19 protein-coding genes and 1 pseudogene are annotated in these 19,647 nt (G+C 73.5%); 5 read left to right on the top strand and 15 right to left on the bottom strand.

Going from position 1 to position 19,647, the window contains the following annotated elements; translation table 11 throughout:
• Window positions 1-170: 170 nt before the first annotated feature.
• Window positions 171-962, top strand: a pseudogene (locus tag OTB20_RS21145) (DMT family transporter); the annotation flags it as partial.
• 123 nt (window positions 963-1,085) lie between these two features.
• Here the strand turns inward: OTB20_RS21145 and OTB20_RS21140 are convergent.
• Complete coding sequence (locus OTB20_RS21140; RefSeq protein ID WP_267819676.1) at window positions 1,086-2,312, bottom strand: transglycosylase family protein; 1,227 nt, start codon at window positions 2,310-2,312, stop codon at window positions 1,086-1,088.
• A gap of 207 nt (window positions 2,313-2,519) precedes the next feature.
• Here OTB20_RS21140 and gndA point away from each other — a divergent pair, with 207 nt between their 5' ends.
• Window positions 2,520-3,965 carry an NADP-dependent phosphogluconate dehydrogenase gene (gene gndA / locus OTB20_RS21135; protein WP_267819675.1) on the top strand — a complete coding sequence of 482 codons (1,446 nt, stop codon included), beginning with the start codon at window positions 2,520-2,522 and terminating at the stop codon, window positions 3,963-3,965.
• A 264-nt stretch (window positions 3,966-4,229) separates the two neighbouring features.
• Here the strand turns inward: gndA and OTB20_RS21130 are convergent, their stop codons facing one another.
• From OTB20_RS21130 to galT, 5 genes are all read right to left on the bottom strand, one after another.
• On the bottom strand, window positions 4,230-4,874 hold the full coding sequence (locus OTB20_RS21130; RefSeq protein ID WP_267819673.1) for an arylsulfatase: 645 nt from the start codon (window positions 4,872-4,874) through the stop codon (window positions 4,230-4,232).
• Window positions 4,871-5,224 (bottom strand): GNAT family N-acetyltransferase, encoded by a 354-nt coding sequence (locus tag OTB20_RS21125; protein ID WP_267819672.1) that lies wholly within the window; start codon window positions 5,222-5,224, stop codon window positions 4,871-4,873. Before OTB20_RS21125 ends, OTB20_RS21130 begins: the two co-directional genes overlap by 4 nt.
• Window positions 5,225-5,238: 14 nt before the next feature.
• The gene (gene panD, locus OTB20_RS21120; RefSeq protein ID WP_267757012.1) at window positions 5,239-5,658 is read right to left on the bottom strand and encodes an aspartate 1-decarboxylase; all 420 of its coding nucleotides are present in this window, start codon (window positions 5,656-5,658) and stop codon (window positions 5,239-5,241) included.
• A 168-nt stretch (window positions 5,659-5,826) separates the two neighbouring features.
• The gene (galK, locus tag OTB20_RS21115) at window positions 5,827-7,053 is read right to left on the bottom strand and encodes a galactokinase (RefSeq protein WP_267819671.1); all 1,227 of its coding nucleotides are present in this window, start codon (window positions 7,051-7,053) and stop codon (window positions 5,827-5,829) included.
• Window positions 7,050-8,099, bottom strand: coding sequence for a galactose-1-phosphate uridylyltransferase (gene galT, locus OTB20_RS21110; protein WP_267819670.1), 1,050 nt, complete (start codon window positions 8,097-8,099; stop codon window positions 7,050-7,052). The genes galK and galT overlap by 4 nt, the downstream gene beginning before the upstream one ends.
• Window positions 8,100-8,226: 127 nt before the next feature.
• On the opposite strand from galT, the gene OTB20_RS21105 reads away from it, so the two are divergent.
• Window positions 8,227-9,039, top strand: coding sequence for a DeoR/GlpR family DNA-binding transcription regulator (locus tag OTB20_RS21105; RefSeq protein ID WP_267819668.1), 813 nt, complete (start codon window positions 8,227-8,229; stop codon window positions 9,037-9,039).
• Window positions 9,040-9,154: 115 nt separating this feature from the next.
• On the opposite strand, the gene OTB20_RS21100 is transcribed toward OTB20_RS21105, so the two are convergent.
• From OTB20_RS21100 to OTB20_RS21090, 3 genes are read right to left on the bottom strand one after another with little or no spacing between them, the layout of a single operon-like run.
• Window positions 9,155-10,468, bottom strand: coding sequence for an MFS transporter (locus OTB20_RS21100; RefSeq protein ID WP_267819667.1), 1,314 nt, complete (start codon window positions 10,466-10,468; stop codon window positions 9,155-9,157).
• On the bottom strand, window positions 10,465-10,881 hold the full coding sequence (locus OTB20_RS21095; protein WP_267819665.1) for a PaaI family thioesterase: 417 nt from the start codon (window positions 10,879-10,881) through the stop codon (window positions 10,465-10,467). The genes OTB20_RS21100 and OTB20_RS21095 overlap by 4 nt, the downstream gene beginning before the upstream one ends.
• A 58-nt stretch (window positions 10,882-10,939) precedes the next feature.
• Window positions 10,940-12,964 (bottom strand): NADPH-dependent 2,4-dienoyl-CoA reductase, encoded by a 2,025-nt coding sequence (locus OTB20_RS21090; RefSeq protein WP_267819663.1) that lies wholly within the window; start codon window positions 12,962-12,964, stop codon window positions 10,940-10,942.
• 317 nt (window positions 12,965-13,281) lie between these two features.
• Here OTB20_RS21090 and OTB20_RS21085 point away from each other — a divergent pair, with 317 nt between their 5' ends.
• Entirely contained in the window at window positions 13,282-13,977 is a 696-nt protein-coding gene (locus OTB20_RS21085; protein WP_267819661.1) for an alpha/beta fold hydrolase, read from the top strand.
• A 69-nt stretch (window positions 13,978-14,046) separates the two neighbouring features.
• Here OTB20_RS21085 and OTB20_RS21080 read toward each other — a convergent pair whose 3' ends face one another.
• From OTB20_RS21080 to OTB20_RS21065, 4 genes are all read right to left on the bottom strand, one after another.
• Window positions 14,047-14,634, bottom strand: a complete 588-nt coding sequence (locus OTB20_RS21080) for a DUF4328 domain-containing protein (RefSeq protein WP_267819659.1) — start codon at window positions 14,632-14,634, stop codon at window positions 14,047-14,049.
• A gap of 602 nt (window positions 14,635-15,236) precedes the next feature.
• Window positions 15,237-16,337 (bottom strand): hypothetical protein, encoded by a 1,101-nt coding sequence (locus OTB20_RS21075; RefSeq protein ID WP_267819657.1) that lies wholly within the window; start codon window positions 16,335-16,337, stop codon window positions 15,237-15,239.
• A 3-nt stretch (window positions 16,338-16,340) separates the two neighbouring features.
• Window positions 16,341-16,787, bottom strand: a complete 447-nt coding sequence (locus tag OTB20_RS21070) for a universal stress protein (protein WP_267819655.1) — start codon at window positions 16,785-16,787, stop codon at window positions 16,341-16,343.
• Between the two features lie 48 nt (window positions 16,788-16,835).
• Window positions 16,836-17,192, bottom strand: a complete 357-nt coding sequence (locus OTB20_RS21065) for a hypothetical protein (RefSeq protein ID WP_267819653.1) — start codon at window positions 17,190-17,192, stop codon at window positions 16,836-16,838.
• A gap of 190 nt (window positions 17,193-17,382) precedes the next feature.
• On the opposite strand from OTB20_RS21065, the gene OTB20_RS21060 reads away from it, so the two are divergent.
• Window positions 17,383-17,832: a universal stress protein gene (locus OTB20_RS21060; RefSeq protein ID WP_267819651.1), complete on the top strand. Its 450-nt coding sequence runs from the start codon at window positions 17,383-17,385 to the stop codon at window positions 17,830-17,832.
• 22 nt (window positions 17,833-17,854) lie between these two features.
• Here OTB20_RS21060 and OTB20_RS21055 read toward each other — a convergent pair whose 3' ends face one another.
• Both OTB20_RS21055 and OTB20_RS21050 read right to left on the bottom strand, forming a co-directional pair.
• The gene (locus OTB20_RS21055) at window positions 17,855-18,790 is read right to left on the bottom strand and encodes a serine/threonine dehydratase (RefSeq protein WP_267819649.1); all 936 of its coding nucleotides are present in this window, start codon (window positions 18,788-18,790) and stop codon (window positions 17,855-17,857) included.
• 131 nt (window positions 18,791-18,921) lie between these two features.
• The gene (locus tag OTB20_RS21050) at window positions 18,922-19,566 is read right to left on the bottom strand and encodes a TetR family transcriptional regulator (protein WP_267819647.1); all 645 of its coding nucleotides are present in this window, start codon (window positions 19,564-19,566) and stop codon (window positions 18,922-18,924) included.
• Window positions 19,567-19,647: the final 81 nt, after the last annotated feature.

The raw sequence follows: 19,647 nt of genomic DNA, 5'->3' as shown, positions 1-19,647 counted from the left end.
GTCCGCCGGCTGCGGAAGTCCCCAAAAGGGCTAGTGTACGGATCCCTCACGCGGGAAGACAAACGCACTCCCCCGTCCCCGACTACTGCGTACGGAGTACGACCACGGTCGTATGCGGCCCCGCCTGTAGGGGGAGGAATAGCTCTCCGGACTCGGGCATTGTGACTTTTATGAGTGCCCTCGCCTTTTCGGTCCTGCTCTGCCTCGTGTCCGCCGTGGCGTACGCGGCCGGAGCGATCGTGCAGGAACGGGTCGCGTCCGCCGACACGGGCGGTTCGTACGCCCCGGTGCGCCGGCCCGCCTGGTACGCGGCGATCGCGCTGAACGGCCTCGGAGCCCTGCTGCACGTGGTGGCGCTGGCCTACGGGCCGCTGAGCCTGGTGCAGCCGCTCGGGGCGCTCACCATCGTCTTCGCACTCCCGCTGGCGGCCGTCTTCGTACGGCGCCGGGCGGGCGCCGCCGCTTGGCGCGGGGCCGTCCTGGCCACGGCCGGGCTGGCCGGGCTGCTGGCCCTGACGGGCGGGGGCGGGCGGGACGAGCAGTCCCTGTCGGGCGGCGAGCAGGATCTTCTCCTGACGGCGACCGGGGTCCTGGTGGCCGTGCTGTTCCTCGCCTCGCGCCGGGTGCGGCGGGTGAGCGCGCGCAGTGTCCTGCTGGCCTCGGCGGCCGGGGCGGCCTTCGGGATGGGATCGACGTTCACGAAGTCGGCGGCCACGAAGTCGGTGGCCGAGAGCTTCGCCCCGGACGCCCTGGTCACGCTGTGGCCGGAACTGGCCGCGATCGCCGCGCTGGCCGCCACCGGGCTGCTGCTGTCGCAGGCGGCCTACCGGGGCGCCGGGCTGACCGCGCCGCTGGCCACCCTGACGGTGGCCAACCCGGTGGTCGCGGCGGCGGTCGGCATCGCACTGTTCGACGAGGGCTTCCGCTACGGGGCGGCCGGCGCCGCCGCGGCGCTGGTGAGCGCGGCGGCGGCGGCGACCGGGCTGGTCCTGCTCACCCTCGCGCCCCGGGAAGCGCGTGGGCTCGTACGGTCGGGACCGGCTCCGGCCACTGCCCCGGCTCCGGTCCCGGCCCCGGCCCCTGCCTCAGATGTGGACGCCGTGGGCGCGCAGGTACTTCAGCGGGTCGATGTCGGTGCCGTAGCCGGGTCCCGTGCGCATCTCGAAGTGCAGGTGCGGCCCGGTCGTATTGCCGGTCGAGCCGGAGCGGCCGATCCGCTGTCCGCCGGAGACCGCCGAGCCGGTTTTGACCGAGAGCGCCGAGAGGTGCGCGTACTGGGAGTACCGGCCGTCGGTGTGCCGGATGACGACCTGGTACCCGTACGCCCCGGCCCAGCCCGCTGAGACGACCTGCCCGCTGCCGACGGCCTTGACGGTCGTCCCGGTGGCCACCGGGAAGTCGACGCCGGTGTGGTAGCCGCTGGACCAGGACGAACCCGAGACGTGGTAGGCGGTGCCGAGGCCCGCGTCCACGGGGGCGCTGAACGCTCCCGAGGGTGACTGCGGCTGGACCGTCACGGGCTCCGGCCGCGGCTTCTGCGAGGGCTTCGCCTCCGGTGTGCGCGCCGCCGGTTCGACGGGCTTGACCGGTTCGGCGGTGCGCGGCGGCTTCTGCGGGTCCTGCGCCGGCGGCGCGGCCGTGATGCGCAGGTTGAGCCGCTGTCCGGGGAAGATCAGGTCCGGATCCGCGCCCACGGTGGCCCGGTTGGTCGCATACAGGGACTGCCAGCCACCCTCGACGCTGCGCTCGGTGGCGATCGCCGACAGCGAGTCCCCGGAGGCGACGACGTAGGAGTCGGGCAGCACGGGGGTTGCGGCGGGACGGGCCGCCGTGCCCTGCGGGGCCGCCTTCGGATCGGCCTTGGGAGCCGCCTTGGGAGCCGCCTTCGCCGGGGCGGCGGCCTTGCCCTCCGCGCCGAGAGCGGGCGCCGGGCCGCTGCGGCTGAGTCCGGCCTTCTTCCCGCAGACCGGCCAGGCCTGCGGCCCCTGACCCTTCAGCACCTTTTCCGCCACGGCGATCTGCTGCGCCTTGGTGGCCAGGTCGGCGCGGGCGGCGTACGCGGTCCCGCCGAAGGCGCGCCAGGTGCTCTGGCTGAACTGGAGTCCGCCGTAGTAGCCGTTGCCGGTGTTGATGTGCCAGCTGCTCGTGGATTCGCAGGCGGCGACCTTGTTCCAGGTGTCCACCGAGGCGGCGTGCGCCGCGCCCGCGCCGATCAGTGGCAGCGCGATCCCGGCGCCGCCGGCGGTGACGACGAGCGAAGCGCGGTTGATGCTGCTCGGCTGATACCGGCGGTGCCGGCCCCGTACACCCATGGGAGCCCCCATCGAAGACATCAGGAGCCTCGCAACCTAACGCCGCGACCGGAACATGACAAGGCGCACAACAAGAAGCGTTCGGGCGGAAGTTGATTTCCCGCCGAATGTAGGACACCGCCAAGGATCTCCACCGATGTAGCGTCGGAACTCCTGCATTCCTCCGCACATCGAATGCACTGTCGACGCACTCAGGAGCGCACGCACATGACCAGCAGCACGGCCCAGATCGGCGTCACCGGCCTCGCGGTGATGGGCAGCAATCTCGCCCGCAACTTCGCCCGCAACGGATTCACCGTCGCCGTCCACAACCGCACCACCGCCAAGACCACGGCGCTCGTGGAGGAGTTCGGCCACGAGGGCTCCTTCGTCGCCGCCGGGACCGCGAAGGAGTTCGTGGACGCGCTGGAGCGCCCGCGCCGTCTGATCATCATGGTGAAGGCCGGTGAGCCGACGGACACGGTGATCCGCGAGTTCGCCCCGCTGCTGGAGCCGGGCGATGTGATCATCGACGGCGGGAACGCCCACTTCGAGGACACCCGCCGCCGCGAGAAGGAGCTTCGCGAGCAGGGCCTGCACTTCGTGGGCGTCGGGATCTCGGGCGGCGAGGAGGGCGCGCTGCTCGGCCCGAGCATCATGCCCGGCGGCTCCGAGGAGTCCTACGCCTCGCTCGGCCCACTGCTGGAGAAGATCTCCGCCAAGGCCGCCGACGGCACCCCCTGCACCTCGCACGTGGGCCCCGACGGCGCCGGGCACTTCGTCAAGATGGTGCACAACGGCATCGAGTACGCCGACATGCAGCTCATCGCCGAGGCCTACCACCTGCTGCGCGAGGTGGCCGGCTACTCACCCGCGAAGATCGCCGAGACCTTCCGCGCCTGGAACAAGGGCCGGCTGGACTCGTACCTGATCGAGATCACCGCCGAGGTGCTCGCGCACACGGACACCGCGACCGGTCGGCCGTTCGTGGACGTGGTCGCCGACGCCGCCGAGCAGAAGGGCACCGGCCGCTGGACCGTGCAGATCGCCCTCGACCTGGGCGTGCCGGTGTCGGGCATCGCCGAGGCCGTCTTCGCCCGCGCGGTGTCGGGCCACGGGGAGCTGCGCACGGCCGCGCGGGGCCTGGCGGGCCCGAAGGCCGAGCCGCTCTCCGCCGAAGCCGCGGACGCCTTCGCCGCCCAGGTCGAGCAGGCCCTGTACGCCTCGAAGATCGTCTCGTACACGCAGGGCTTCCACCAGATCCAGGCCGGCAGCGAGGAGTACGGCTGGGGCGTGGACCCGGGCGCCGTGGCCTCGCTGTGGCGCGGCGGCTGCATCATCCGGGCCGCTTTCCTGGACCGGATCCGCGCCGCCTACGACGCCCGGCCCGAGCTGCCGAGCCTGCTCGCCGACGCCGGTTTCGCCGAGGAGATCGGCGCCGCGCAGCACGACTGGCGCGAGGTGCTGGTGGCGGCGGTCCGCCAGGGCATTCCGATGCCGGCCTTCGCGGCCTCGCTGGCGTACTACGACGCCCTGCGCTCGGAGCGGCTCCCGGCGGCTCTGACCCAGGGCCAGCGCGACTTCTTCGGTGCGCACACCTACCGGCGCACCGACCGCGAGGGCTCGTACCACACGCTGTGGAGCGGCGACCGCTCCGAAGTCCGTACGGACTGACGCGCGACGCACAGGCCGACGCCCGCGGCGGCCCGGGGCTCCGGGCGGCCGCGGCGGCGGCTCCGGATCAGCTCAGTGGCTCGGGCGCGGGCTGCGGCGCGGGGCCGGGCGGTGGCGGAACCGGATCGGGTTCCGGCACCGGACCGGGCGTCGGGGGCTCGGGCCGGGGCAGGGGCGCCGGATCGGGGAACGGACCGGGCACCGGGGCCGGGTCGGGCACGGGAGGCTGTGTCATACCTCCACCCTGCCCCAGACCCGGTCCCGCTACCCGCTGGGCTGGTTCTCCAGGGCTGCCGCGAGCCCGGACGCGGGACTGGAAAGGACGGGCACGGCCGTCGTGACCAGGTCCTGCGCGCCCGCCATGGAGACCTGGGCGAGCACGATCACGTCCGCGTCGGTGACGGCGTCCGCCGCGGCGGCCACGAGCCCGTGACAGCCGGCGGCGTCGCCCGCCGCGAAACGGTCCCAGGCCCCGTCGACCAGCCGGGTACGGACCGACACCGGCCGGCCGGCCTCCCCGGCCTCCTCCTCCAGCAGCTCCGCCGTCGGGGCCAGCGTCGACTCCACCGTGGCCAGTACAAGGATCCGCGGCCCGCTACGGACCGCGTCGGCGGCCAGCGGGCGGTCGACGCGGAGCACCGGGACGCCCAGTTCCCGTGCCAGCGATTCGCCGACGGCCCCGATCGTGGAGCAGGTGACCAGGACGGGCCCCTCGGAGCCCGCCAGCAGCTCCCGCACGGCCGGGGCCTGCGACTCGGGCCCCAGCTCACGGGCCCGCTCCAGCAGTTCCGCCGCCACCAGGTGACGCAGGACGACGCCCGGGTGGTGGCGGTCGCGCAGGGCGTCGAAGACCGGCACGTGCACGGGCGAGGTGTGCAGCAGGGTCAGGCCCCGTGCGGGCGGTGTCACCACAGGCCGGGGTCCGATGCGAGCTGCGCCTTGGCGGCGGCCACCACCCCGGCCGGCGCTTCGGGCGCCTGCTCGGGATGTTTGGCGGCCCAGGCGGCGGCATACGGGCACAGCGGGACGACCGGCACGCCCTCGTCGGCCGCGATCCCGTAGAAGGTCTTCACCAGGCTCCCGGCGATCCCGCGGCCCTCGTGCCCCGGCTCGACAACGGTGTGGACCGCGACGAGGGCGTGCGGGGCCTCGGCGAGCACGAAGTAGGCGATGGTTCCGGCCACCACCCCGTCCTCGACGGCCCGCAGCCTCCCGGACGCACGGTCGTCCACGAACTTGACCGACCCGTTCTGCGACATCGCCTCGACTCCCCTCAGACAGCCACGGCGTGGGGGCTGCGCTCCTGGTCCGTTCCCGGAACGGGGGCGGACGGATCCACACCCAGCTCGATGATGCGGTTCTCCCCGTCGACGTGCACGACGCGCGGCTCGAACGACCGCGCCTCGGCGTTGTCCACCTGCGCGTAGCTGATGAGGATGACCAGGTCACCGGGGTGCACGAGGTGCGCGGCGGCTCCGTTGATCCCGATGACCCCCGAACCGCGCTCGCCCTCGATGACGTAGGTCTCCAGCCGTGCCCCGTTGGTGATGTCCACGATGTGCACGAGCTCGCCGGGCAGCAGATCCGCCGCGTCGAGGAGGTCGGCGTCGATGGTCACGGAACCGACGTAGTGCAGGTCGGCCTGGGTGACGGTGGCCCGGTGGATCTTGGACTTGAACATGGTACGAAGCATGAGACAACTCCCGGAAGGTCTGCTCCCTGCCCGCGTTACGCAGGTCAAGGGCGTTCCGGGCACCCTACAACGCTTCGCGATTCCGGTCAGCCGCACTCCGGCCGTCTTCCAGCGTCCTGCTTGTCGTCCTGCTCGGCGTGGCGGGTCCACCGGCTTCCCGGCGCCGGGCTACCGGCGCCCGGGCTCCGGCGCCAGGCGGTGGGCGCCCGCGGCCGGGGTGACGGTGAGGAGGCGCGGGGGCCGGTGGCCGGCAGCCTCGAAGGCTGCCGTCACGTGGTCGCCCACCGCGGCCTCGCTTCCCGATTCCACCAGTGCGATGACGGAGCCGCCGAAGCCCCCTCCCGTCATCCGGGCTCCGAGGGCCCCGGCGTCCAGCGCGGCGCTCACCGCGAGGTCGGTCTCCGGGCAGGAGACCCGGTAGTCGTCGCGCAGTGACGCGTGACCGGCCGTGAGGATCGGGCCGAGGGCCGCCGCCCCGCCGTCGCGCAGCCGGGCGACGGCCTCGACGACCCGGCCGTTCTCGGTCACCACGTGGCGGACCAGCGGTACGAGTTCCGCCGGAAGGACGGCCAGGGCCCCGGGGAGGTCACCGGCGGGCAGGTCCCGCAGGGCGGGCAGCCCGAGCAGTACGGCCGCCCGTTCACAGCCGGCGCGCAGGGCGGCGTACGCCCCGTCGCCCAGGTCGTGGGAGACCCGGGTGTCGATCACGAGCAGCCCGAGCCCCTGTCCCGGGAGGTCGAGGGGTACCTGCCGGTGGCGCTCCGGGGTACGGGCGTCGAGGTGCAGGGCGGCCCCGGTGGTGCAGCACACGGAGGCCATCTGGTCCATGATCCCGCAGGGGACGCCGACGAAGGCGTTCTCCGCGCGCTGGGCGATCCGGGCGAGTTCGGGCCCGGGCAGCCGCAGTCCGTACAGCTCGTCGTAGGCGACGGCGACCGCGCACTCCAGCGCGGCGGACGAGGAAAGGCCGGCGCCGGTGGGCACGGTGCTGTCGAAGTGGAGATCCGCGCCGCCGACCGGGTGTCCCGCCTCGGCGAGGGCCCAGACCACTCCGGCCGGGTACGCGGCCCAGCCCGGCACGGCCGGGGGCGCCAGGGCTGCCACGGCCAGTTCCGTGATTCGGCCGTCGCCCTGTGCGCTGTGCAGCCTCAGGCGCCCGTCCGTACGGGCGCGGGCGGCGAGCAGAGTGGTCTGCGGTAGGGCGATGGGGAGGGCGAACCCGTCGTTGTAGTCGGTGTGTTCCCCGATCAGGTTGACCCGGCCGGGCGCCGCCCAGACCCCGTCGGGGGAGCCGCCGAAGAGCTTCCCGAAGGCGTCCGCGGCCTGCTCGGCCCGTCCCCCGTCGCCGCTCGCCCGGCAGCCGTCCTCGTCGCCTCGCCGAACGGTCCGGTTCACGCCAGGGCCTCCCGCAGTCGCCGCGCGGCCGTCTCGGGGGCCACGTCGTTGATGAAGGCTTCGGTCCCGGACTCCGTCCCGGCGAGGAACTTGAGCTTGTCGGGTGCCCTGCGGATGGTGAACAGCTCCAGGTGCAGGGCCAGTTCCTCCCCGTGGGTACGGGGCGCCTGGTGCCATGCGGAGATGTACGGGGTGGGGGCCGGCCCCTGCGGCTGCTCCGGTACGGGGAACAGCCGGTCGAAGCGGCGCAGCAGATCGAGGTAGATCTCCGGGAACTCGGCCCGTTCGGCCTCGGTCAGGCAGGTGAGGTCGGGGACCCGGCGGTGCGGGTAGAGGTGGACCTCGTAGGGCCAGCGGGCGGCGTACGGCACGAAGGCGGTCCAGTGCTCCCCGGCCGTCACCACCCGCTGCGGGGCGGCGCGGGCCCCGGCGAGCAGGTCCTCGAAGAGGTTCCGGCCGGTGGCCGCGCGGTGGGCCGCCGCGGCGGCCGTCATCTTGGCCGTGCGCGGGGTGACGAAGGGGAAGGCGTAGATCTGGCCGTGCGGGTGGGCGAGGGTCACCCCGATCTCGGCTCCCCGGTTCTCGAAGCAGTACACCTGCTCGACGCCGGGGAGGGCGGAGAGTTCCGCGGTGCGGTCGGTCCAGGCGTCCAGGACCAGTCGGGCGGAGGACGGGGTGAGGTCGGCGAAGCCGGCCTCGTGGTCCGGGGTGAAGCAGACGACTTCGCAGCGTCCGGCCTCGCCCGCCAGGGAGGGGAAGCGGTTCTCGAAGACGGCCACCTCGTAGTCGGCGGCGGGGATCTCGCTGAGCCGGCCGTCCCGTGAGGGGCAGAGCGGGCATTCGCCGGCGGGCGGGTGGTAGGTCCGGCCCTGCCGGTGGGAGGCGATCGTGATCCAGTCACCGGTGGCCGCGTCCCGCCGCAGCTCCGGCCGGCTGTCCACCGGGTCCAGTGGGCGCAGGTCGGGCGCGTCGCGCACGGCACCTTCGTCGGTGTCGAAGTAGATCAGTTCGCGGCCGTCCGCGAGTTTCGCGAGGGTCTTCTTCACCCCCCGAGAATAAACATTTTCCAACAGGATCCACCAGCCTTGGGCCCGATTTTCCTCATACTTCAACAACATTGCCGTGTTATCTTGCTGCCTTCTGACCGGATTCGCCGATTCCCGGGAGCGACCCGTGGCCGAACAGGCTGCCCAACTGGCCCACCAGAGACGCGCTCTCATCCTCGAGGCGGTCCGCCGCGAGGGCGCGGTACGCGTGGCGGAGCTGGTCGACCGTTTCGGCGTCTCGGACATGACAGTCCGCCGGGATCTGGACGCCCTCGCGCGGCGCGGCGCCGTGGAGAAGGTGCACGGCGGAGCCGTCGCCCCGGCCGGGGCCAGCGGGCACGAGCCCGGATTCGAGGCCAAGTCGGATCTGGAGGGCGAGGCCAAGGCCGCCATCGCGGACACGGCCGCGACCCTGGTGGAACCGGGCAGCGTGGTCGCCGTCTCGGGCGGCACCACCGCGCACGCCGTCGCCGCCCGGCTGCTCGGCGTACCGCGGCTCACGATCGTCACCAACTCCCTCCCGGTGGCGGAACTGGTGTGGGCCGACGGCCGTGACCGGGGGGCCGGCGCCCCCACCCTGCTGCTCACCGGCGGCTCCCCCACCCCCTCGGCCGCTCTGGTCGGGCCGCTCGCCGATCTGGCGATCGGCTCCCTCCACGTGGACCTGCTCATCCTCGGCGCGCACGGGGTGGCGCAGGGGGCGGGGCTGACCACCCCCAACCTCATGGAGGCCCAGACCAACCGGGCTCTGGTCGCCTCCGCACGCCGGGTCGCCGTCGTGGCGGACCACAGCAAGTGGGGGGTGGTGGGGCTCAGCGGTTTCGCCGCCCTCCACCAGGCCGACTGGTTCGTGACCGACGCCGCTCTGGCCGCCCCCGCCCGCTCCGCCCTCGCGGACGAAGTGGGCGAACTCCTCGTCGCGGGCGAAGAACAGCACTGAGCCCGACCGCCCGAATCAGGCACACCCGGTCAGGGGCCTGCGCCCCGGGCGGCCGCCGTGGTCCCGGGCCGCCTCTGTGGTCCCGGGCCGCCGCCGTGGTACCTGGCGCAGGCCCTCAACCGCGTCGGCCCGGCCCCGGCTGTCTGCGTGGCTCGCCGACACCGGGCTCCAACGGGGCCCTGCCCGAGCCCGCCACCGGCTCCCGCGACGGGCCCGGACGGCTGCCGCGCAGCGGGGTCAGCAGACCCGATGCGGCGATCAGCAGGCACAGGGCGCCGGCGGCCAGGCTCGTCGAGGGGATCCCGTGCCGGGCCGCGAGGGCGGTGAGCGCGGCGGCGCCCACCGGGCCCGAGGCGTTGTGCACCGTCCAGAACGCGGAGGTGACCCGCCCGAGCAGGTGGTCCGGGGTGACCTCCTGGCGCAGGGTCATGGAGCAGATGCCGCCCACCGTCAGCCCGAACATGAGGAGGGCGGCCATCGCCGCGATCAGCGGCACGCTGCGGCCGGTCCCGACGGCCGCCACTGCCACGCCGATCAGCGCGGTCGAACCGAGCCAGCACGGGCCGAAGCCGAGGGTCCGGCGCAGCGGACCGGCGGCGAAGGAGGCGCACACGACGCCGGCGCCGCTCACGGCGATCACGTAGCCGACGGTCGCCGCGTCGCGGCCGAGGTCGCTCTGCAGGCGGAAGATCAGCAGGTCGGTGGCGCCCACGGTGACGAAGGTCAGCAGCGTGAGCAGGACCGTCAGCGGCCGCAGCAGGGCGTGCCCCCACAGGAAGCGGAAGCCCACCACGAACACCTCGCGCAGCGAGGTGCCCTCCGGTCCCGGCGCCGCCTTCTCCCGTGCGGCGAACCGGACCCACCCCAGGCTGGCCGCCGAGACCAGGAAGCCGGCGCCGTCCAGGGCCAGCGCCCAGGCGCCGCCGACCCCGGCCACCAGGAAGCCGGCCACGACCGGCCCGAGGAGCGTGCCGAGGGCGAAGGTGCCCATCAGCCGTCCGTTGGCGGCGATCAGGTCATCGGGTCCGACCAGGGCGGGCACGGCGGTCACGTAGGCCACGTCGAAGAGCGTCTTCAGTACGCTGACCAGCGCGGTCACCAGGTACAGCAGCCAGATCCGGGGGCCGCCGAAGGACCACATCAGCGGTACGGAGCCCATCAGCAGGGCCCGCGCGAGGTCGCAGCCGATCATCAGCCGGCGGCGGTCCACCCGGTCCACGACGTGGCCCGCGAAGGTTCCCGTCGCGATGGCGAAGACCCCGGAGACGGCGGTGATCAGGCCCATCCCGACCAGGGACCCGGTGACTTCGAGGACGAGCAGCGGCAGCGCGAGCAGCGATACGGAGCCGCCCAGCACCGACAGGGCCTGGCCGAACCAGAAGACGGTGAAGGGGCGGTTGTGGCGCAGTCCGCTGCGCGGGCGGCTCACCCCAGCAGGGCGTAGACGGTGGAGGCCTTCGCGGCCGGTTCCTGGCCGCCCTCGGGTGTCATGGTGATGTCGGCGAAGGCCATCCGCTTGCCGAGTTTGGTGATCCGCACGTCGATCAGCACGTCGGCGCCGACCACCGGCCGCTGGAAGCTGGTGGACTGCTGGACCGTGGCCATAGGACCGTAGGCCCCGCGCGCGGCGGAGATCGCGATGACGGTGGCGGTGTCCGCGGCGGCCATCAGGGCCTGGCCGCTGAGGCCCCCGCCGTCCCGGGCGAGGGCGTCGGACCAGGGCAGCCGCAATACGGCGTGCCGCTCGCCCGTCTCCTGGACGGTGAGCCCGAGGGCGAGCACCCAGGGGGCGAAGTTGTCGTGGAGGATCTTGTCCGCGTCTGCCGGTGTCAGCGTCGTCACCGGATGATTGTGGCGGCCCGGCCGAGGCCGCCACAACACCCTTTCGCGGCCGGTCCTTTCAGAGCGTGGCGGCCAGTTCCGTGCCCTGCCGGATGGCCCGCTTGGCGTCCAGTTCGGCGGCCACGTCGGCGCCGCCGATCAGGTGCGCGTCGATGCCGGCCGCGCGCAGGGCCTCGTACAGGTCGCGGCGCGGTTCCTGGCCGGTGCAGAGCACCACGGTGTCGGCGGGTACGAGGCGCTGCTCGCCCTCCACCGTGATGTGCAGGCCTTCGCCGTCGATGCGGTCGTACGCGGCCCCCGCGACGGAGACGACACCGCGGTGCTTGAGCTCCGCCCGGTGGATCCAGCCGGTGGTGGTGCCGAGGCCGGCGCCGACCTTGGTGCTCTTGCGCTGGAGCAGGTGGACCTGGCGCGGCGGGGCGGGGCGCTCGGGGGCGGTGAGGCCGCCGGGGCCGGTGTAGGAGGTGTCCACGCCCCAGTGGCGGAAGTAGACCTCGGGGTCCTGGGAGGCGCCTTCGCCGCTGTCGGTGAGGAACTCGGCGACGTCGAAGCCGATTCCGCCGGCGCCGAGGACGGCGACGCGCTGCCCGACGGGGGCCCCGTCGCGCAGGACGTCGAGGTAGTTCACGACGCCCGGGCCGTCGACGCCCTCGATGTCGGGGATGCGGGGGGTGACGCCGGTGGCTACGACGACCTCGTCGTAGCCGCGCAGGGTCTCCACGTCGGCTCGGGTGTTCAGCTTGACCTCGACCGCGTGCTCGGCGAGCTGGGTGCCGTAGTAGCGGATGGTCTCCTCGAACTCCTCCTTGCCCGGGATGCGGCGGGCGATGTCGAGCTGGCCGCCGATGTGGCCGGAGGCTTCGTAGAGGGTGACGGCGTGGCCGCGTCCGGCGGCGGAGACCGCACAGGCAAGGCCGGCCGGGCCGGCGCCGACGATCGCGACGCGCTTCTTCAACTGCGTCGGGGACAGGATGAGTTCGGTCTCGTGGCAGGCGCGGGGATTGACGAGGCAGCTGGTGATCTTGCCGCTGAAGGTGTGGTCGAGGCAGGCCTGGTTGCAGCCGATGCAGGTGTTGATGGTCTCGGAGCGCCCGGCGGCGGCCTTGGCGACGAAGTCGGCGTCGGCGAGGAAGGGGCGCGCGAGCGAGACCAGGTCTGCCCGGCCGTCGGCGAGCAACTCCTCGGCGATCTCGGGGGTGTTGATGCGGTTGCTGGTGACGAGGGGGACGGAGACCGCGCCCATCAGCCGCTTGGTGACCCAGGTGTAGGCGCCGCGCGGGACGGAGGTGGCGATGGTGGGGATGCGGGCCTCGTGCCAGCCGATGCCGGTGTTGATGATGGTGGCGCCGGCCGCCTCGACCTCCTTGGCGAGGTGGATGACCTCGTCGAGGGTGGAGCCGCCGGGGATCAGGTCGAGCATCGAGAGGCGGTAGACGAGGATGAACTCCTCGCCGACGGCCGCGCGGGTGCGCCGGACGATCTCCAGCGGGAAGCGCACGCGGTTCTCGTAGGCGCCGCCCCAGCGGTCGGTGCGCTTGTTGGTGGCGGCGGCGATGAACTCGTTGACCAGGTAGCCCTCGGAGCCCATGATCTCGACGCCGTCGTAGCCGGCCAGCTTGGCGAGGCGGGCGGCGCGGACGAAGTCCTCGATGGTGCGCTCGACTTCGGCGTCGGTGAGCGCGTTCGGGACGAAGGGGCTGATCGGGGCCTGCAGGGCGCTGGGGGCGACCAGGTCCTTGTGGTAGGCGTAGCGGCCGAAGTGGAGGATCTGCATCGCGATCTTCCCGCCCTCGGCGTGCACCGCGTCGGTGATCACCCGGTGCTCGGCGGCCTCCTCCTCGGTGGTGAGGCGGGCGCCTCCCTCGAAGGGGCGGCCGGCGTCGTTCGGGGCTATGCCGCCGGTGACGATCAGGCCGGCGCCGCCGCGGGCGCGCTCGGCGTAGAAGGCGGCGAGACGCTCGAAGCCCCGCTCGTGCTCTTCGAGGCCGGTGTGCATGGAGCCCATGATCACGCGGTTCGGCAGGGTGGTGAAGCCGAGGTCCAGGGGGCTCAGCAGGTGCGGGTACCGGCTCTGGGAACTCATGGGGGGCGCCTCCTCGCGCGGGGGTGATGAACCTGTTCTAGCGAGCGCCCGCTTATTTTGCAACTAAGTGCACAATCGGGATCGGGACCCTCCCGCCCGGCCCGCCCGCCACGCCCGGGACCGACGCCCCGGCCCGCGGGGACGTGTGGCGGAGCTCACTGCCCCGCGCCCGGTGCCGGTCGCCGGCGCCCGGCACCGGGCGCGGGGCGAGGAACCCGGCCCGGACCGACCGGCCGGCGGGCAGCGCACCGGGCACTCAAGGCCCCCGGGCCGCCCCCGGGACCGGCGGCGGTACCGGCGGCGGTACCGTCGGGCGGATGACGCGGACGACCGAACACCACACCGTGACGGTGAACGACGGGGTGCGCCTCGCCTACGAGGTCACGGGCCCGGCGGACGGACCGGCGGTGCTCCTGCTCCCCGCACTGGGCGAGAGCGCCGCGGACTGGGCGCCCGTACGGGACGAACTCTCGCGGGAGCGGCGGGTGTACGCGCTGGACCCGCGAGGGCACGGCGCCAGTGCGTGGCCCTCCACGTACTCGCTTCCGCTCATGCGGGACGACGTACTGGGCTTCCTGGACGCGCTCGGACTGGCCCGGGCGGACCTGGTCGGGCATTCCATGGGCGGCGTCGTGGCCTGTCTGACCGCCGCCGCACAGCCGCACCGGATCCGCCGCCTCGTCCTGGAGGACGTGCCCGCGCCGCTCCCCCGCGAGCCCGTGGCACCCGTACGGCCCGAGGGTGAACTCGCCTTCGACTGGGCGATGGTGCTCGCGGTCCGGCCCCAGCTCGACTCCCCCGACCCCGCCTGGCTCGCGGACCTCGCCCGGATCACGGCCCCGACGCTGGTCGTGTACGGCGGCCCCACGAGCCACCTGGCGCCCGCCTCGATCGACGAACTGGTCCGCCGCATCCCCGACGCGCGCCTGATCACCCTCCCCTACGGCCACCTGATCCACGCCACCGCGCCTGGCGAGTTCACCGCGGCGGCCACCGCCTTCCTCGCGGCCTGAACCTCCGCGGCGGCCCCTGACCCGGTTCCGGTTCCGGCTCCGGCTCCGGCTCCGGGGCCATAGACGGGTTCAGGTCGCCGACTGCATGGCCGACAGGCGTCGTACGAACACGACGGCCAGGACGGCCGCCACGGCGAAGAGCAGGTCGGACGCTGCTGCGGCGAGCACGGCGTCGCGCAGCTCGGCCTGGCCGACGGCGGCGCCCTCGAGCCGGCCGGCGCCCGCGGACGCGAGCATCGCCGCGCCGAAGGTTCCGGACCAGGCGACGACGGGGACGGCAGAGGTCAGGGCGGCGGTGCCGGACAGCCTCGACGCGCCGGCCGCCCACACCTTCAGAGCGGTGAGGCAGGGCAGGACGGTCCAGCCCACGACCGGGACGAACCACATGCCGATGGCCCAGCCCGGACCCCCTCGGAACGTCCCTGCCGCGTACACGTCGGCGTTCACCCGGACCCGGTGGAACCAGACGATGAAGACCACCGCCGTGGGGACCATGACCATCAGGACCAGGCTCATCGACATGTAAACCAGCTGCGAGGAGCCTCCAGCCCGCATGAACTCCGTGAAGCTGTCGAGGGCCAGGTACCGGTTGACCCCGGCAGCCACGGCCAGCAGGCGGGTCGCGGCGCACAGGCCGAGCAATACGGTCAGCGCCATTGCCAGACCCTTGGGCGAGCGGAGCCGCGAGCGCGCCGGAGGCGCGCCGAGCGGAGGCAGTTTCGCGGCGGCGAAAGACATGACGAGGGACCCCCCACGGGTGCACGGTGACATGAAGAAGCCCGCCGACGGAGGCGGGCAGCCAGAAGATACGGCACCCGCTCGAGTACGGCCCACCCGGGGCCGGGGTGCCCCGGCCCCGGCGATCGGCCGGAGTGGGGCACCCCGCGGGGGGGCAGGCCCGGTGGAGGCGGACGGTGACGGCCTGGAACGGGCGCGGTCACATCCTCCAGCGGTGCGACTCCCCGCGCACCATGTACGACCGCCCCCTGGGCAACGGCGAGAGCGAGCCGCTCACCGTACGGAGCTACGGCCGCGAAGAGGCCTGCGCGGCAAGACCATCCGGGTCATCCCGCGCCAGGAGGACATCCACCTGTTCCACACGGCGACGGGCGAACGGCTGCCCGACTGAACCGTCCGCCCGCGTACGGTCCGCAGGCCCCGGAGCAGCCGACGGCCGGTCCGGGGCTTCCCCGTGCGCGGCCGGGCTTCTCCGTGCACGCCCGGGCCGGGATCTCTGCCGCTCGCTCAGTTCCCGGAGGTCACTTCCACTCGACACCCTGCACGGACAGCTTCGTCGCGTTGTAGGCATCGGTGGAGAGCACCGTCGCGGGGCCGCCGTCCTCGGGAACCTCCAGGACCGCGGTCACACTCCACCGCTCCTCGATGCTGGCCCACTTGCGGGCGGCGCCGCCCAGCAGCGCCTCGGAGTCGCCGCCCGCCGCCGGCTCGATCCAGTTTCCCGGGGTGCGGCCCCTGTCGTGGAACGTTCCGTCGAGGGTGCACGTCACCAAGGAGCCGCCGTTCTTCAGCCGCAGCACCGGCAGTTCCTCTCCGGCCGGCTCGTAGGAGAAGCTGCGCAGGAGCTCTTTCTCGTCCCAGTCGTTGAAGTAGCCGACGAGTTTGTCGGTGAAGTCGCCCCGTTCGAAGTGGGGGCTGTCCGGCTTCCCCGCAGGGACGGTGAAGCTCAGGTAATCCGCGTAGCGCCTGCACACGGCCCTGTCCGCTGCGGCGGTCGGCGACACCTCGACGGGCCCGGACCCGTCCTGCGCCAGCGCCGGCAGCACCTTCGGCCGGACCTTGATCTTCCCCTGCTCCGGAGACGGAGTCGGCTTGGCGCTCGAGTTCGCCGGCGGGGGCTCGGTGACGACCCACGTGGCCGCCACGGCCTTCCAGCTCCCGCCGTCCTCGCCGCGCGTGAAGTAGTGCAGGACGGAGGACCGGTCCGTCTCCCTTCCCTCCCACTTGCTCAGCACGGCAAACCCCCGAGGAGCCGGTGCACCGTGCGGCGCCTGTGGGAGCAGAAACACCGGCCGTACGTACCGCAGCGGCTTGTCCTTGCTTCCCCTGGCCCGGTGCAGCCGGGCCTCGGCTCGGCTCTCCTCCAGCAGTCGGCCGCCTTCCACCCGGGCGACCGCCTCGGTGTCGCCCTTCTCGTCGGCCGCGGCGTTCTCCCGTACGTAGGTCTCGAAGACCTCCTCGGCCTGAGCCCGAGTCAGCGCCTGCGCGGGGCCACCCGAGGCGCTGCCCGACGGGCGGCCGGGAGAACTCCCGGCCCCTCCCCCGGCCGTGCACCCTGCCATCGCCGTCCCGATCAGGACGACGACTCCCATCGCGCTCCACGCATGGCTGAACATGACCATCGATCACTCCCCCTGTTGGCCCGTCAGGCCGACCTGATCATAAACACGGGAGGGGAGTCCGCAGCGGCCGTCTCCTACGGGCGTACGGGAACGACCGCCACCGGGCACAGCGCGTGCAAGCCGCGCTCCCGCCGCGAGTTCGACCAGGGCGGCGGAGGGGGCCGCGTCGCGGGAGACGTAGGTGACGGGCGGCAGTTGCTCCCGCCCTTCCGGCCTCGCCCGTACCGCGTCCAGCACCGGATCGCCGTCCCGGACGGGCGGCGGTACGGGGGCCTCCCCCGGGGCGTGGCCCCGCGGGGCGTCCGGCCGTGCGTGCACCACGTGGAGCGCCGCTCCGCGCGCGCGGGCGGCGTCGAGGGCCCAGTCCACGGTCCTCAGGCCGTGTTCCGAGCCGTCCACCGCGGGCAGGACGGGGCCGGCGGGGATGGAACCGGCGGAGTTGGTCTGCATGCGTCCGCCCTCCGGCGGGACGGACCCGGCGGGCAGGGGCCGAAGGCCCTACTTGACGCGGTAGTCGGCCTTCTCGGCGAGCTTGCCGTCCCTGTAGCAGAAGCGCAGCACCGTGTCGCCGTTCCCCGAGCTGGACAGGTACCAGGAGCACTGGCTGCCGGCGGGCTCGGCGGGGCCGCCGTCCTTGAGGGCCGAGGTGACGAAGCTTTCGCCGGACGGCAGCTTGGCGCGGACCTCCGTCTCGGCCTCGCCGGCCTCGACGGCCTCGTACACCTTGGGGTCCACGAGGGTCTTGTCGGCCACGTCCACGATCTTGCCGATGCCGAAGACCAGCGCCACGAGCACCGCGATCCCCAGGACCCCGGCCACCGCACAGCCGATCAGACATCCCCTGCGTCGCGCCACTTCGAACCCCCCGTCCCTCTGTAATCCGCCGGACGGCTCCCGTCCGCCCCCCGACTCTCGCAACCGGGAGCGGCCCGTGCTGTTCTCCAAAGTCTTCGGTCCGCGCGACGATCGTCGTTCGAGGTCGGACCGGGTGCGGCGTGTATACAGGGACGGGAACGATCATTCGGACGAAACGTGAGGAACCATCGTGAGCCAGAACATCGAGCCTCTGATCGTCGTCGGCGTGGACGGTTCGAACCACTCGAAGGAGGCCCTGCGCTGGGCCGTCGCCCAGGCGAAGGCCATCGGCGGCCGCGTGCACGCCGTCATGAGCTGGGAGTGGAACACCAACCCCTTCGGCGTCAGCCCGGCCGAGCAGATCGAGCTGGTCCACGCCGAGGACGCGGCCCGGCAGAAGCTCGCCGACACCGTGGCGGAGTCGGTCGGCACCTCGCCGGGCGTCCCGGTCTTCCGGCGGGTCGAACAGGGCTCGCCCGCGCGGGTGCTGGTCGACGCCTCGAAGGAAGCGGCGCTGACGGTGGTCGGCACCCGCGGCTACGGCGGCATCAAGGGCGCACTGCTGGGCTCGGTCAGCCAGCAGGTGGTGCAGTACGCGGCCAGCACGGTCGTCGTGGTCCGCGAGGACGGCTCCGCCTGAAGGGTGGGCCGGGGCGCCGCCCTCAGGACGGTGCGCCGCCCAGATCCGCCGGGTCCGTGTTGGCCCCGCACAGCACCACGGCGACCCGCTCGCCGAGCGGACCGGGCGCGGCGCGTACGGCCGCCAGGGCGGTGGCCGCGCCCGCTTCGACCACGATGCGGTGCTCCTCCCAGAGCGCGCGCCGGGCGGCGGTGATCTCCGCGTCGGGGACCAGGACCGATACGGCGTTCCGCTCCCGTACGGCGGCCAGGGCGTCCGCGGAGACCCGGGTCGCCCCGAGCGAGTCGGCGGCCACCGAGTCCACCGGGACGTCCACCGGCCGGCCGGCTTCGAGGGCGGCGTTCAGGGCCCGGCAGTTCTCCGGTTCGGCCGCGACGACCCGTACGCCGTACTGCCGCGCGGCGGTCGCGATGCCGGCGAACAGCCCGCCGCCGCCGACCGCGACGACGACCGTGTCCAGGCCGGGCAGGGCGGTGCGGATCTCGTCGAGCAGGGTCCCGGCGCCCGCCGCGATCAGCGGGTGGTCGTACGCGTGGCTGCTCAGCGCCCCGCTCCCGGCGGCGAACTCCCGGCAGGCGGCGAGTGCTTCGGCGTACCGGTCACCCACGAGCCGCACGTCGGCCCCGTAGCCGCGCAGCCGTTCCACCTTCACGCGCGGGGCCGTCGCCGGCAGGAACACGGTGGCGGGTACGGCCTCGGCCCGGGCCGCCCAGGCGCAGGCGAGGCCGGCGTTGCCGCCGGAGGCGATGGTGACCCCGGCCGCGGGGAGGGTGCCGGCGGCACGGTGGGCGGCGAGGAAGTTGCGGGCTCCGCGCGCTTTGAAGGAGCCGGTGTGCTGGAGGTACTCCAGGGCGTACGAGATCCCGTCGCCCGCCGGTATGACGGCGACGGGCCGCACGGCCCCGGCGATCCGGCCGGCCGCGGCGCGCACCGCGGCGTAGTCGAGCTGCTGTTCCATGAACCCGCACTCCTGTCGTTCGGAAGCCGTACGGCACTGTCGTTCGGAACTGCCGTACGCCGCTGTCGTACGGAACTGCCGGTCGGGCCTGTCGTTCTCGGGCCCGCCCTTTCTGACCCCCCGGCCCGCCCTCAGGCTCCGGCGGGCCGGGCCGCCTCGATCAGCTGGCGCAGGGCGCCGTAGTACACCTCGTGGTCGGTCAGGGCGGGCAGTACGTCGGCCAGTCCGCCGGAGAGCACGGGGAACTCGGCGGGATCCAGGGCGGCCAGTGCGCCGCGCGATGCGGCGGTGGCGGCGGCCGGGTCGCGGTGGTCGACGAAGGCGGCGCTGCCCAGGGTCAGCAGGTACATCCGCCGGTAGGCGGTCATCGCCTCGGCGGGGGTCATCCCGGCGGCCACGCTGTCGGCGAGGGCCGGTTCCACGAGCCGGGCGAGCAGCTGGCGGCCGAGCCAGGGGCGGCCGCCTCGCAGGATCATCAACCCGGGGTGGTCCGCGAGGAGCCGGTAGAGGGCGGTGAACCGCTGCTCTGTGGCTTCGGCCCAGCCCACGTCGGCCCGGATCTCGGGCAGCTGGGCGGCGAGGTGTTCGGTGCAGAGGTCGAGCAGGCCGGCGAGGTCGGTGCAGCGGCGCTGGACGGTGGCGTGCGAGACGTCGAGCCGGTCGGCGAGCGCGCGGAAACTGAGCGCGGCGGGCCCCTGCTCGTCGAGGATCCGCAGGGCGGCGGCGGCGATCGTCGCGGGTGTGGCACGGTCCAGGGCGGCTGATCTCCTCGGCATGAGATACAGCGTATCAGCCAGTGTCACGTACGCCGGTTCGTACGGCGTATCAACCCCTTCGAGCGCGCTCGACTACACCCA

The sequence above is a fragment of the Streptomyces sp. H27-H1 genome (assembly GCF_026627445.1).
Lineage (GTDB): Bacteria > Actinomycetota > Actinomycetes > Streptomycetales > Streptomycetaceae > Streptomyces.
The sequence above is the reverse complement of the archived record's forward strand: the minus strand, read 5'-3'. Positions and strand labels throughout refer to the sequence as shown.

Bases quoted from the DNA above. Each gene is read 5' to 3' on its own strand.
- OTB20_RS21140 (WP_267819676.1), bottom strand. From the start codon at position 2,312: ATGGGTGTACGGGGCCGGCACCGCCGGTATCAGCCGAGCAGCATCAAC.
- gndA (WP_267819675.1), top strand. From the start codon at position 2,520: ATGACCAGCAGCACGGCCCAGATCGGCGTCACCGGCCTCGCGGTGATG.
- OTB20_RS21125 (WP_267819672.1), bottom strand. From the start codon at position 5,224: ATGTCGCAGAACGGGTCGGTCAAGTTCGTGGACGACCGTGCGTCCGGG.
- panD (WP_267757012.1), bottom strand. From the start codon at position 5,658: ATGCTTCGTACCATGTTCAAGTCCAAGATCCACCGGGCCACCGTCACC.
- OTB20_RS21090 (WP_267819663.1), bottom strand. From the start codon at position 12,964: ATGAGTTCCCAGAGCCGGTACCCGCACCTGCTGAGCCCCCTGGACCTC.
- OTB20_RS21085 (WP_267819661.1), top strand. From the start codon at position 13,282: ATGACGCGGACGACCGAACACCACACCGTGACGGTGAACGACGGGGTG.
- OTB20_RS21080 (WP_267819659.1), bottom strand. From the start codon at position 14,634: ATGGCGCTGACCGTATTGCTCGGCCTGTGCGCCGCGACCCGCCTGCTG.
- OTB20_RS21075 (WP_267819657.1), bottom strand. From the start codon at position 16,337: ATGGTCATGTTCAGCCATGCGTGGAGCGCGATGGGAGTCGTCGTCCTG.
- OTB20_RS21070 (WP_267819655.1), bottom strand. From the start codon at position 16,787: ATGCAGACCAACTCCGCCGGTTCCATCCCCGCCGGCCCCGTCCTGCCC.
- OTB20_RS21055 (WP_267819649.1), bottom strand. From the start codon at position 18,790: ATGGAACAGCAGCTCGACTACGCCGCGGTGCGCGCCGCGGCCGGCCGG.
- OTB20_RS21050 (WP_267819647.1), bottom strand. From the start codon at position 19,566: ATGCCGAGGAGATCAGCCGCCCTGGACCGTGCCACACCCGCGACGATC.